General features: G+C 38.4%; 11 protein-coding genes. All 11 read left to right on the plus strand.

Annotated features, from left to right (window positions below):
* Positions 1–142: 142 nt before the first annotated feature.
* The 11 genes from V2145_RS03325 (at position 143) to V2145_RS03375 (ending at position 14065) form a co-directional block, all read left to right on the plus strand.
* Complete coding sequence (locus V2145_RS03325; RefSeq protein WP_094910620.1) at positions 143–1477, plus strand: acetyl-CoA carboxylase biotin carboxylase subunit; 1335 nt, start codon at positions 143–145, stop codon at positions 1475–1477.
* 16 nt (positions 1478–1493) lie between these two features.
* Positions 1494–1706 carry a biotin/lipoyl-containing protein gene (locus tag V2145_RS03330; RefSeq protein ID WP_210609838.1) on the plus strand — a complete coding sequence of 71 codons (213 nt, stop codon included), beginning with the start codon at positions 1494–1496 and terminating at the stop codon, positions 1704–1706.
* Between the two features lie 13 nt (positions 1707–1719).
* Positions 1720–3264 carry an acyl-CoA carboxylase subunit beta gene (locus V2145_RS03335; RefSeq protein WP_094910618.1) on the plus strand — a complete coding sequence of 515 codons (1545 nt, stop codon included), beginning with the start codon at positions 1720–1722 and terminating at the stop codon, positions 3262–3264.
* A gap of 170 nt (positions 3265–3434) precedes the next feature.
* Positions 3435–4328: a 2-dehydropantoate 2-reductase gene (locus tag V2145_RS03340; protein WP_311856830.1), complete on the plus strand. Its 894-nt coding sequence runs from the start codon at positions 3435–3437 to the stop codon at positions 4326–4328.
* A 6-nt stretch (positions 4329–4334) separates the two neighbouring features.
* Positions 4335–4718: a DUF3397 domain-containing protein gene (locus tag V2145_RS03345; protein WP_311856831.1), complete on the plus strand. Its 384-nt coding sequence runs from the start codon at positions 4335–4337 to the stop codon at positions 4716–4718.
* An 88-nt stretch (positions 4719–4806) separates the two neighbouring features.
* The gene (bshC, locus tag V2145_RS03350) at positions 4807–6429 is read left to right on the plus strand and encodes a bacillithiol biosynthesis cysteine-adding enzyme BshC (RefSeq protein ID WP_330987314.1); all 1623 of its coding nucleotides are present in this window, start codon (positions 4807–4809) and stop codon (positions 6427–6429) included.
* A gap of 332 nt (positions 6430–6761) precedes the next feature.
* Positions 6762–7697: a 16S rRNA (cytosine(1402)-N(4))-methyltransferase RsmH gene (gene rsmH / locus V2145_RS03355; protein ID WP_094910615.1), complete on the plus strand. Its 936-nt coding sequence runs from the start codon at positions 6762–6764 to the stop codon at positions 7695–7697.
* A gap of 33 nt (positions 7698–7730) precedes the next feature.
* Positions 7731–8093 carry a cell division protein FtsL gene (ftsL, locus tag V2145_RS03360; RefSeq protein WP_311856836.1) on the plus strand — a complete coding sequence of 121 codons (363 nt, stop codon included), beginning with the start codon at positions 7731–7733 and terminating at the stop codon, positions 8091–8093.
* Positions 8094–8097: 4 nt separating this feature from the next.
* On the plus strand, positions 8098–10380 hold the full coding sequence (locus V2145_RS03365; protein ID WP_330987315.1) for a penicillin-binding protein: 2283 nt from the start codon (positions 8098–8100) through the stop codon (positions 10378–10380).
* Positions 10381–10448: 68 nt separating this feature from the next.
* On the plus strand, positions 10449–12365 hold the full coding sequence (locus V2145_RS03370) for a stage V sporulation protein D (RefSeq protein WP_094910612.1): 1917 nt from the start codon (positions 10449–10451) through the stop codon (positions 12363–12365).
* Between the two features lie 230 nt (positions 12366–12595).
* Positions 12596–14065 (plus strand): UDP-N-acetylmuramoyl-L-alanyl-D-glutamate--2,6-diaminopimelate ligase, encoded by a 1470-nt coding sequence (locus tag V2145_RS03375; RefSeq protein WP_330987316.1) that lies wholly within the window; start codon positions 12596–12598, stop codon positions 14063–14065.
* Positions 14066–14087 lie beyond the last annotated feature (22 nt).

Raw genomic sequence — 14087 nt, forward strand, 5'->3', positions numbered from 1 at the left:
GTTTGCAAAAAAACAAAGGGATTTTAAGAAAATTGTAGAATTATACGTTTTGGGAGATTTTTTTCTCTTTTAGTCTCATCATACCATGGTTTTGAATAGACTTGAGAATATTTTATACTGCAGCGAAGGGAGAAGAAATATAATGAAAAAAGTTTTAATCGCTAATCGAGGCGAGATTGCTCATCGTATTATTAAAACTTGTCATACGATGGATATACAAACTGTTGCTGTTCATTCTACAGCCGATGAAAATCTACCTTATGTTAAAGCTGCTACAGTTGCTTATGAAATTGGAGAGCCTCCTGTTCAAAAATCGTATTTAAATATTGAGCGCTTGTTAGAAATTGCTCATAAAGAAAACGTTGATGCAATTCATCCAGGCTACGGATTTCTATCAGAAAATAGCACATTTGCTAAGCGTGTGGAAGAAGAAGGGTTTATTTTTATTGGACCATCTCCAAAAGTTATAGCAGATATGGGAGATAAAGTGAGAGCGAGAAAAATTATGCAAGAAGCAGGAGTTCCTGTTGTGCCTGGAAGTGAAGGGGCTGTAGCTGATATTGAAGAAGCGTGTAAAGTAGCTCAAGCTATTGGTTATCCGGTTATGCTGAAAGCTAGCGGTGGCGGTGGAGGCATTGGAATGGTTCGGTGTGATGATGAAAAGTCACTGCGTACAACATATGCATCGACAAAAGCGAGAGCTAAAGCATATTTTGGTCACGAAGAAGTATTTATTGAAAAATTAATTACAGATGCAAAGCATATAGAAGTTCAAATTTTCGGAGACCAGCTTGGGAATGCAGTTCACCTTTTTGAACGAGATTGCTCCGTACAGCGCCGCAATCAAAAAGTGATTGAAGAAGCACCTGCAACATCGCTATCTATTGATACAAAACACCGTATGTATGAAACGGCCGTAGCCGCTGCGAAGGCAGTTCAGTATTACAATGCTGGCACTATTGAATTTATTGTAGATGCGCAGGAAAATTTTTATTTTTTAGAGATGAACACTAGACTTCAAGTTGAACACCCAATTACAGAGCAAGTTACGGGATTAGACTTGGTAAAGTGGCAGCTCTTAGTAGCTAGAGGGGACGCGCTACCCTTGCAACAAGAAGAAGTTCAGCTTGCCAACCATGCGATAGAGTTTAGAGTATATGCAGAAGACCCCGTCACATTTTTGCCTGCTCCTGGACAAATCACGCAGTTTTTGCTTCCAGAGCGTTCTTATGTTCGAGTGGATGCAGGGTATGATAGCGGAGACAAAGTAACACCTTTTTATGATCCGATGATTGCAAAGGTCGTTGTCACGGGTCGTACGAGAGAAAATGCAATTGAGCTTGCTAAAGCGTATTTTACGGAGGCATCAATTGAAGGAATTAAAACAAACTTACCGTTGTTTAAACAATTATTAAATGCAGAGCAATATGTAGCTGGAAAATACAACACAGCGGTATTGACAGAAGCTTTGAAGTGAAAAAGGAGGACTAAAAATGAAAGAAATGACAGCAACGATGGCGGGGATGGTATTAAATATTCATGTATCCGAAGGGGACTCTGTGACACAAGGTCAGGTGTTGATTATCCTTGAATCTATGAAAATGGAAATACCAATTGAAAGCACTGATGCAGGAACAATTGATGCAATTTTAGTTGGTGTAGGTGACTTTGTAAATGAAGGCGATGTATTAGTAACAATTTCTTAAAAGGAGTGAGCGTATGATACATACAAATGATTTACAAAAGCGCTATGAAGATAAATGTGAAGAAATTCGAGCAGGTGGAGACAAAAAATATCATGAAAAGTTAAAGCAACAAAATAAATTATTTGTTCGAGATCGTTTGGCTTTATTGTTTGATGAAGGTGAGTACAAAGAAGACGCGATGTTTGCTAATAATAAAGCGAAAGGCCTACCAGCTGATGGTGTTGTTACAGCCATTGGCAAGGTGAATGGTCAAACGGTATGCGTAATGGCGAATGATTCAACAATTAAAGCGGGGTCTTGGGGAGCAAGAACAGTTGAAAAGATTATTCGTATTCAAGAAACTGCTGAAAAGTTGCAGGTCCCAATGCTCTATTTAGTTGATTCAGCAGGAGCCCGAATTACGGATCAATTAGACATGTTCCCGAACCGACGAGGCGCGGGGAAAATCTTTCATAACCAAGTGCGTATGTCGGGAGTAGTTCCGCAAATCTGCTTATTATTTGGTCCTTCTGCAGCAGGAGGGGCTTACATCCCTGCTTTTTGTGACATTGTTATTATGGTAGATGGGAACGCTTCGATGTATTTAGGGTCGCCACGAATGGCTGAAAAGGTTATTGGAGAAAAAGTCACGTTAGAAGAGATGGGCGGTGCTCACATGCACTGTAGTGTGAGCGGTTGTGGAGACGTTCTAGTTTATTCGGAAGAAGAAGCAATTTCAAAAGCAAAATCGTACCTAAGCTATTTCCCTCAAAGCTTTCACCAAAAGCCAGCTGTGCTTGAAGGGAGGTTGCCTGTTAGTACGTCTAAAACACTGGGAGAGTTAATTCCTGAAAATCAAAACGTGCCGTTTGATATGTATGAGGCAATTGATACGTTGATTGATGAAGGAACGTTCTATGAAATTAAGAAATTATTTGCACCCGAACTTATTACAGGGCTCGCAAGGATGGATGGGAAAGTTGTTGGCATTATCGCAAATCAACCAAAGATAAAAGGTGGCGTATTGTTTGTTGACTCCGCTGATAAAGGAGCGAAGTTTATCCAGCTATGTGATGCATTCCATATTCCACTTTTATTCTTAGCTGACGTACCAGGATTTATGATTGGAACGAAAGTGGAAAGAGCAGGGATTATTCGTCATGGTGCAAAATTGATTGCTGCAATGAGTTCTGCGACTGTTCCAAAAATCTCTGTAGTGGTACGCAAAGCATATGGAGCTGGATTATATGCTATGGCAGGCCCAGCGTTTGAACCAGATTGTTGTATTGCCCTTCCTACAGCACAAATTGCCGTAATGGGGCCGGAAGCAGCGGTTAACGCTGTTTATTCCAATAAAATTAATGAGATTACCGATCCAAAAGAGCGAATGATGTATATCAAGCAGAAGCAGCAAGAGTATAAAGAGCATATCGATTTATATACGCTAGCTTCTGAGATGATTATTGATGATATCGTGCCAGCTAACGACCTTCGCCAAACTTTAATTGAACGATTTGCTTATTATGAAACAAAAGCAATAGCTGAAGTTCGAAGAAAACACCCTGTATATCCAGTTTAATTATAAGAAATGAGAGTGTAGAAAAGCTAGGTAAGGGCTCCTTACCTAGCTTTTTATTATAAAGAGATATTATTTTAATGGTTAAAGATATTTGCTAAACTAATAGAGCGTGTGCTACTTATGTAAAGAGGCATATCGAGAAAATAAACTAATAGAATGAGGAAATTTTAATGAGGATAGCAGTTATTGGAGGCGGTGCAATCGGCCTTTTAATGAGTTCATACTTGGCTGAGCATGCTCACGTTACTCTGTATACGAGAAGAAAAGAACAGAGAAATCAATTACGGACGAATGGAGTAACACTAAAGCATAAAGCGACTGAGAAAAATGTAAAGGTAGATGCGCGGATTTTAACATCTAATGAAAACTTTGAACAGTATGAACTTGTTATTATAGCGGTTAAACAATATGGTATTAAAGAGGTTATTCCTTATTTAATGAAAGCTTCAAAGCATACATCGCTATTATTTGTTCAAAATGGAATGAGTCATCTTAATTTGGCGCAGAACCTTCCTCAGCATAATGTATACTTAGGTGTTGTTGAACATGGTGCAATGAAAGAGGCAGATGATGTTGTTATCCATTCAGGGGTTGGCATCACGCGCGTTGCTTTGTTTAGAGGAGACCACCTAATTCCCTTTCAACAGTTTCATTCGACTGAGTTTGGATTTGTTTGGGAGAATGATTGGTATGAGATGCTTATTCAAAAGCTAATTGTAAACGCGGTAATCAATCCTTTAACAGCTCTTTATCGAGTGAAAAATGGTGAGATTACAGCTAACCCATTTTTTTATAAAACAGCTAAAGCTGTTTTTAATGAGCTGCATGCTGTGTTACGATTAAAAGAACCAACAGCCTATTGGAATCGAGTAGTAGATGTTTGTGAAAAAACGGCTCAAAATCATTCATCGATGAGGAAAGATCTTCAACAGCAAAGAAAAACAGAGGTTGAATCCATATTAGGTTATATTTTAGAAGAAGCGGCTCAGCGCCAGGTTAATACTCCTATTATCCAATTTGTATATAATGGAATATTAGGGTTGGAAGATAGTGAAGGAAGGTGATCGGGAATGGGGAGCTTAGTTGCAAGCATCTTGGCTACGTTTATCACGCTGCCAGTAGTAGGTTTTTTTGTATTATACACCCTGCTCAAAAAAGTGATAAAAAATCGGCGTAAAGCAGTTCATATCTCTACATATGTCTCAACGATTTTTTTCATTGTATCCACGCACTACTTTGCCAAGCAAATTTTTGACCAGTCTTTTTTGTGGTTGATTATTTTAGTGCTGCTGGTTTTGGCGATGATTGTAATGCTTATAAACTGGCAGGTGAAGAAAGACTTACAGCTGAAAAGAATGACAAAAGGAATGTTTCGAATCAGCTTCTTTTTCTTTTTGTTTTCGCATGTGTTATTAGTTGTTAGTGGCCTAATCTTTGAATTATTAAAGTTATGAAGCATGTTACTAGACGTGTCGAGAAACAATATGGATAATGAAGCTAGGTAAACTGAACAAGTATTAGTTATAGAAAGGAAGTTCTTTCATGGAGATTACAGATGTCTCTTTATCAGCAACTAACAAGTTAACAGAAGAATATATACAGGATAGCAACCAGGCTATGTCATACTTTGATTACAATATACATAAGAGTGATGTTTATAAAGAGCGCTTACAAGATTTGAAAAGCTATACTCATCCAAGAGAAGAGCTTGTTGAATACTTAATGGCATTTAACAAGAAATTAAATGCGTCAAATAAAACGTTAGAAAATATTGAAAAGCTTCGTAATCGAGATAGTGTTGTGGTGGTTGGAGGTCAGCAAGCAGGGCTTTTGACAGGACCTTTATATACCATTCATAAAATTATTTCAATTATCCTATTAGCAAAACAGCAGGAAAAAGAGATGGGAGTGCCTGTATTACCAGTGTTTTGGATTGCTGGAGAAGACCATGATTTTGCTGAAATTAATCATGTGTATATAGAAGATAAAGGACATATGCTGAAGAAAACGTTTAAGCAGTCTCTTAAAACAAAAGACATGGTTTCTCATGTTACAATTAATAAAGAAGCCTGTAGTGAGTGGATTGATAGTTTATTTCAATCGTTTGGTGAAACAGAGCATACAAAAGAAGTGTTGGCTTTCTTAAAAAACTCCCTTCAGAACTCTCAGACATTCACTGATTTTTTTGCATACTTAACAACAGAATTATTTACACAGTATGGCTTAATTTTAATGGATGCCGCTTCAAAAGAAGTACGTAAGATTGAATCTTCCTTCTTTATTCAGCTTATTGAACAAAATGAAGCTTTATCTCAGTCAGTTATCTCTCAGCAGCAAAAACTAAGTGGAGAATATCAAAAGGTAATTGATGTGGGAAGTGAAACGGCACATCTTTTCTACTCTCATGAAGGAAATCGTATCTTGTTAGAACGAGATGAAGATCAGAATTTTAAAGGGAAACAGAATGAAGTATCCTTTTCAAAAGAAGACTTGATTCAACTCGCGAAACAGCGTCCAGAGTTACTAAGCAATAACGTAGTGACACGTCCGTTAATGCAAGAGTACTTGCTTCCAACGTTAGCTTTTGTTGCTGGACCTGGTGAGGTAGCGTATTGGGCAGAATTACAGCAGGCGTTTAATATCTTTAATTTTACTATGCCTCCAGTTGTTCCTCGGCTATCCTATACGTTAGTCGAGCGAAACATTGCAAAATATTTAGAAGAACTAAATATTGATTCAGAAAAAGCAGTTGTACAAGGTGTAAGTACAGAACGAGAAGCATGGTTACATGCAGAAGTTCGTAACCCTTATGAAGGCTACTTTAATGAAGCGAAGGCAAAAATAGAAGAAATTCATAAAACTCTTCGTGAAAATGTTCAAAAAGAAGACAAAACGTTTGAAGAAGTTCTATTGAAAAATCGAGCAATTCTTCAAAAGCAAATGGAGACTGTTCAAAAGATTGTCGAATCTAAACAGCTCGTTAAGCACGATGTAACGCATACGAAATATAATAAAATTGAGTGTGCGCTTCGTCCTAATGGAGCTCCTCAAGAGCGAATCTGGAACGTCGCGTATTATTTGAATAAATATGGCATGCAGTTCGTGTCACAATTACTCAATGAGGAAGTCGAATTTAATCATCACTTAAAGGTTTGTTACCTCTAATAAAATCCTGCTGCAAAGCAGGATTTTTCTTTTGCAAAAGAGAAACAGTGTACATACACAAAGCAACCAAACAAATCCTTAACAGTTATTTTTTTACAAACACTAAAAATCATCATGGCGCCTTACTTTTTATGTCAGGAATATGTCTCATGTTTAACAAAATAAAACCTTTTGTAACAGAAAGACAAAATTCTACTTAATTCTTGTATAAATAGCTGAAAAAATGTTGAAATTTGATATATAATGAAATGGTATTGAAAATGTATAAAAGTTGCCTTTATTTTAAGGTGTTTATACATAATTAAGTAGTTTAAAAAGAAGTAGGTGTCAACATGTTTAATCACACAACTGTTTTGCTAAAAGAAGCAGCAGAAGGCTTAAATATTAAGCCTGACGGAATTTATGTAGACTGCACGCTTGGCGGAGCAGGTCATAGTGAATATATCGTCAAAAAGTTATCTGATGAAGGTAGGTTAATTGCATTTGATCAAGATGACATTGCAATTGAAAATGCAAAGGATAAATTAGCCCCTTATCTAAATCGAGTAACGCTCATAAAAAGTAATTTTCGTTATTTAAAAGAAAAGTTAGAAGAACATGGAATCACAGAAGTAGACGGGGTTTTATTTGATTTAGGTGTTTCGTCTCCGCAGTTAGATACCCCAGAACGAGGCTTTAGCTTTCACCATGATGCACCTCTTGATATGAGAATGGATACGAATTCAAGCCTTTCTGCTTATCATATTGTCAATGAATGGCCGTATGAAAAGCTTGTGAAAATTTTCTTTCAATATGGTGAAGAGAAATTCTCAAAGCAAATTGCTAGAAAAATTGAGTCATATCGTGAGCAAAAAGCAATTGAAACAACTCTGGAGCTTGTTGACATTATTAAAGACGGTATTCCCGCAGCTGCACGTAGAACAGGTGGGCATCCAGCAAAGCGCGTGTTCCAAGCAATTCGTATTGCTGTAAACGATGAACTTCAAGTATTTGAGGATGCAGTTGAACAAGCAATGGACGTAATCAGCGTTGGTGGACGAGTAAGCGTTATTACTTTTCACTCGCTAGAAGATCGGATTTGTAAAGTAGCATTTAAAAATGCGAGCACAGGCCCGCAGCTTCCACATGGATTACCAGTTATTCCAGAAGAATTTCAACCAAAGATGAAGGTAATTACGCGCAAACCAATTGTGCCTTCTGAAGAAGAAGTGGTTGATAATAAGCGAGCTCGTTCTGCAAAGTTAAGAATTATTGAGAAACTAAAGTAAGCGTAACAGGCAAAGAAAAAAGAGGAGGGGATTGTGTTGAGTAATGTAGCGTATCAAGTTAAACCAAACACGCAACATGAACAACAAAAGCAGCCGGTTCGTAAAGTTGTAAAAAAGTCGAAACGAAAGATTTCAGTCGGTGAAAAGTTTGTTTATACAGGTACACTTGCACTTATGCTGTTTGGTGCAGTTCAAATGATTTCTAATCAAGCGACGCTTTACAGTACAAATGCGGAAGTACAGGCGTTAGAATCAAACATTCAACAGCAAGAAACAAAAAACAATGAGTTGAAGCTTCAGGTAACAGAGCTAAGTGCGTATGAGCGAATTTGGGCAAAAGCAAAAGAACTAGGACTAAGTTTAAACGAAAATAACGTTAAAGTAGTCGAAAATTGAACCAATGAAAATGCCTAAGAAAAATAGCAATATTAGTACGGGAGCAGCAATATTGATTGTAATATTTGCATTGCTCTTTTTTGTATTAACAGGAAGGTTCTTTTATATACAGGCCACAGGGAAAGCTGAAGGTCAAGCTTTAGCCGAAATCGCACAAAAGAAATATACGAGAGAAACAACCATTGAAGGACAGCGTGGAACGATTTATGATCGCAACGGGGAAGCTATTGCACACGATACGGGAGCATATACGGTTGTAGCAATCCTAGACCCAGACCAAACAAAAGATAAAGACAAGCCAAAGCACGTAGTAGATACGGAAAAAACAGCAAAAGAATTAGCACCGCTGCTTAATATGAAAGAGGAAGAGTTACAGAGTTTGTTAGATAAAGGTGTAAAAAAAGGTTCGTTTCAAGTAGAGCTTGGCCCCGGGGGACGGGATATCAATAATACGACTAAGCAAAAGATTGAAAAGCTGAATTTACCTGGTATTACGTTCTTGCGAGATGCGAAGCGTTTTTATCCAAACGGAGTATTTGCTTCTCACATTTTAGGTTACGCACAAAAGAATGATGAAGGGAAAATCGTTGGAAAAATGGGGATAGAGCAAGTTTATGATAAGCAGTTAACAGAAGAGGATGGAAAAGTACTCTATCAAGCTGGTCAAAACGGAATTAAGCTTCCTGATCCCAAGGAGTCTATCGTTCCTCCTAAAAATGGTGACAACATTTACTTAACCCTTGATGAAAAAATCCAAACGTTCGTAGAAGACGCTTTGACAAATGCTCAAAAAGAATACGACCCGGATAACATTATGGCTGTGGTTGCAAACCCAAAAACAGGCGAGATTCTAGCAATGTCTACGAGACCAACGTTTAATCCAAACGTTCGTGATATAACGAATTATCGAAACCCTATTATTGAAGACAGCTTCGAGCTTGGTTCTACGATGAAAATCTTTACGCTCGCTGCTGCGATTGAAGAAGGCGTGTATAATGGCGAGGATATCTATCAATCAGGAGCTTACAAAGTTAGTGAAAAAGATGCGCCAATTCGTGACCATAACGGTGGTAACGGCTGGGGACCAATTACATTTAATGAAGGTATTCGTCGTTCGTCCAACGTTGCCATTGCGATTTTAGCGAATGAAAAGCTCGGCACAGAAACGCTCTTTAATTATTTAAAGGATTTTGGATTTATGAAAAAAACAGGAATTGATTTGCCTGGCGAAGCTTCTAGCAAACTGATTTCTAAATATCCAAGGGACCGAGTAACGACTGCTTTTGGTCAAGGTTCAGCATTCACTCCGATTCAGCAAATTCAAGCTGCTACTGCCATTGCAAACGATGGTAAGATGATGAAGCCTTACGTCATTGAAAAAGTTGTAGACGGTACAACGAACAAAGTGAAAAAAGAAACGAAGCCAGAAGTAGTAGGAAAACCTATTTCAAAAGAAACGGCTGATGAAGTACTTGACATTCTTGAAAGTGTTGTGTCTGAGGATGATGGTACTGGAAAAGCATACGCTATTGAAGGTTACGACGTAGCCGGTAAAACAGGAACAGCTCAAATACCGAATCCGAATGGGGGAGGATATTTGCGTGGACATGGTAAAAACTTATTCTCATTTATGGGGTTTGCACCAGCGAAAGATCCAGAGCTAGTAGTTTATGTAGCAGTACAAAATCCAAAATTAACTCCTCAAGAGTCAGGTTCAGCTCCGATTTCGATGATTTTTAATCCCGTTATGAAAAATAGCTTACAAGCATTGGGAGTTAAACCTAAAGAAACGGACGAAGAAAAACAGAAGCAAAAAAGCACATCGTCTGAAATTAAACTTGATAATTATGAAGGTAAATCGATAAGTGACGTCACGAAAGAATTAGAAGCAAAAGGACTAAAACCTGTCATTGTTGGAGAAGCCAAAAGCATCAATGACCAATTTCCTAAGGCTGATCACACCGTTATTAGTGGAGAAAAGGTATTTTTACAAACAACGGGTACACCAACGATGCCTAATATAATCGGGTGGTCTCATCGTGATGTGATACGATTTACTGAGTTTATGAATGTGAAAGTGAGTGCATTAGACAGTGGTTTTGTGGTGACTCAAAGCATTAAGCCTGGTAAAGCTGTTAAAGAAGGAAGCTATTTAGTAGTAGAGCTTGAACCTCCTGAATCCCTTTCAGAGGCTTTAGAAGCAAAAGAGAAACTGAAAGAAGAAGAAGTTCAAAGTGAAGAAGGTCAGGGAGATTCCGACGAAAAACCTGCTGAACCAACTGATTAGAAATACGTTCTACCCAAGAGTGTACAAGCATATATTGGAACGAGCCGATTCAGAGGAGGTTCTACTATATGCGGGTATCAGGAGTAACTGTTCGCAAACGATTAGCAGCAGTTTTAATTGCAGGTTTTTTAATCTTTTTAATTATTGACACAAGGCTTGGGTACGTACAGCTTTTTATGGGGGATACGTTGACAGAAAAAGCTAAGGGGCTTTGGAGCAGAAATATCCCTTTTGAACCAGAAAGAGGGAAGATTTTAGATCGGAACGATGTGCCACTAGCAACCAATAAAAGTGCGCCCACGGTGTTAATTATGCCAAGACAAATTGAAGATCCGGCAAACACAGCTGAACAGCTAGCAAAAGTGTTAAATACAACGAAAGAAAAAGTATATGAGCAGATTACAAAGTCGGCTTCTAGCGTCTATTTACGCCCCGAAGGTCGTAAAATCTCACATGCTAAAGCAAATGAAGTGAGAAACTTGAACCTAAAAGGCGTGTACATCGCAGAAGACTCTAAGCGCCATTATCCATTTGGTAGTTACCTCTCTCATGTGTTAGGGTTTGCGGGAGTTGATAATCAAGGTTTAATGGGCTTGGAACTTTACTATGATAAGGAATTAAAAGGTGAGCAAGGTTCAGTTAAGCTCTATTCAGATGCAAAAGGGAAAAAAATGCCCAATATTGCAGATGATTATACAGAGCCGGTTGATGGGCTGGATCTAAGACTAACCATTGATTCTAGAGTAAATACAATTATTGAGCGCGAGCTCGATAATGCACAAACTACGTATAACCCAGATGGGATGATTGCTATTGCAATGAATCCTAAAACGGGTGAAATTTTGGGGATGTCAAGTAGGCCGACATTTGACCCTGCTGATTTCCAAACAGTTGACCCAGATGTGTATAATCGTAACCTTCCTATATGGAGTGCGTATGAGCCTGGTTCCACGTTTAAAATTATTACACTAGCAGCTTCTTTAGAGGAAAAGAAAGTGGATTTATTAAAGGACCAATTCTATGATGACGGAGCGGCAGAAGTGGGCGGTGCCAAACTAAGATGTTGGAAGCGTGGAGGACATGGACAGCAAACTTTCTTAGAGGTTGTACAAAATTCTTGTAACCCAGGCTTTGTGGAACTAGGAGAGCGTTTAGGGAAAGAGACGCTTTTCAAATACATTCGTAACTTTGGTTTTGGTGACAAAACGGGTATTGACTTACAAGGGGAAGCAAGAGGCATTTTATTTCCGCTCGACCGTGTTGGTCCAGTAGAACAAGCCACAACTGCTTTTGGTCAAGGTGTAGCTGTCACTCCCATCCAGCAAGTTGCTGCCGTAGCAGCGGCCGTAAATGGGGGAACTTTGTATACTCCTTATATTGCTAAGGAATGGGTTGATCCAAAAACCGGAAATGTGGTTCAGAAAAATGAACCAGAAGCAAAGCGCAAAGTTATTTCTGAAGAAACATCAAAACAAGTTCGCTTTGCTCTTGAGAGTGTTGTTGCTCAAGGGTCGGGTAAAAACGCGTTTGTAGAAGGGTACAGAGTTGGTGGTAAGACTGGAACAGCTCAAAAGGCAAAAGATGGGAAATATTTAGAGAATAATCATATTGTTTCATTTATTGGATTTGCTCCCGCTGATGATCCTGAACTAGTGGTATATGTAGCGGTAGATAATCCAAAAGGAACTACTCAATTCGGTGGAGTAGTTGCTGCGCCAATTGTAGGAAAGATTATGGAAGATAGCTTGCCAGTATTAGGTGTACAACCTCGGACTGGCCAAATTGAGAAAGAGTTGACATGGTTAGATACACCAATGATAAAAGTACCAAATCTTGTAGGGTTATCAAAAAAAGAGTTACAAGAGCAGTTAGTTAATTTAAAATTAGATGTGAGTGGTTCAGGGGAAGAGGTCATTAAACAATCACCTGAGGCTGGAACGAAGGTGAAAGAAGGCGAAACAATTCGAGTATACATGAGTAATTAAGTCATATATATATGAGTGATTACGTGGTACAATAGAAGATGTTTCATTTTATAGAATAAGTAATGACATGAACTGACTCTTTTATTCTATTCGTTTTATTCACTATAAGTGGAATTATCTACTTGTATGTTTGAGACAATTAAGCCTTGAGGGAGCTCCCTCGTGGCTTCTTTTTCTGTAAAATGTTCAAGATGATACTTCGCTTTACACATAGAGAGGACATGGTAACAATGGATTTAAGAAAGCTATTAGGGCATTTGCATGACTTCGTGCAAATTCCTGAAAACAACATTGAAATTACTTCAATTGAAATGGATTCAAGAGAAGTACAGCCGGGTGCACTATTTATTTGCATAAACGGTTATACGGTTGATGGACACGATTTTGCACAAACAGCTGTCGAAAAAGGTGCAGTGGCTATTCTGGCAGAGCGTCCGCTTAATATCGATGTACCCGTTATTTTAGTCAAGAGTACCAAGCGAGCAATGGCTGTGTTAGCTGATGCTTTTTATAGCCATCCAACGCAAAAATTACGTTTAATTGGCGTAACGGGAACAAATGGTAAAACAACCATTACACATTTAATTGAACATATGTTTAAAGCACAACAAAAGAAAACAGGTCTCATTGGTACAATTGAAATTCGTATTGGCGATCAGTCATATGACGTAAAGAATACCACGCCAGAATCGTTAACTTTACAAAAAACATTTGGTCAAATGGTAGAAGAAGATGTTGAAGTAGCAATGATGGAAGTTTCTTCACATGCACTTGATATGGGAAGAGTGCACGGATGTGACTTTGATGTTGCCGTGTTTACAAACTTGACCCAAGATCATTTAGACTATCATGAGACAATGGATGACTATCGTCGAGCAAAAGGGCTATTATTTGCTCAATTAGGCAATGCTTATTATAGCGACAAGCGCCCTAAATTTGCGATTTTAAATGCGGATGATGATGCATCAAAAGAATATATTCGCAGCACGGCAGCTACAGTCATTACATATGGCATTGACAATGAAAGTGATATACGTGCAAAAAATATTCAAATGACAAACGGTGGTACAACATTTACGCTTGTAACTCCTATGGAGAGCGTGGATGTAACGATGCAGCTTGTTGGGAAATTTAGCGTGTATAACGTACTAGCAGCAACTGCAGCTTGCTTAGTGTCGGATATGCCGCTGTCCATTATTGTCGAGGAAATAACGAAATTGCAAGGGGTCTCGGGTCGTTTCGAGTTAGTAAATGAAAACCAAGATTTTACGGTTATTGTTGATTACGCACATACACCAGATAGCTTGGAAAATGTCTTACAAACGGTAAAACAATTTGCAACAAATAACGTCTATACTATTGTTGGGTGCGGTGGAGACCGAGATCGTACAAAGCGTCCAATTATGGCGAGCATTGCCGCTTCTTATAGTACGGAGGCTATCTTAACATCTGATAACCCAAGAAGTGAAGATCCGGAAGCGATTTTAAATGATATGGAAAAAGGGATTGAAACCGATAATTTTGTTACAATTGTTGACCGAGCAGAAGCCATCAAGTTTGCGGTATCAAAAGCTCAAAAAGATGATGTTATTGTCATTGCAGGAAAAGGGCATGAGACGTATCAGATTGTTGGTAATCAGGTTCTGGATTTTGATGATCGTGAAGTAGCACGTAAAATGATTAGGGAGCGAAATTTGTAATGAATTGTTTGAAACAAAAAAG

This window comes from Priestia sp. GS2, assembly GCF_036409025.1.
Taxonomy (GTDB): Bacteria; Bacillota; Bacilli; order Bacillales; family Bacillaceae_H; genus Priestia; species Priestia aryabhattai_A.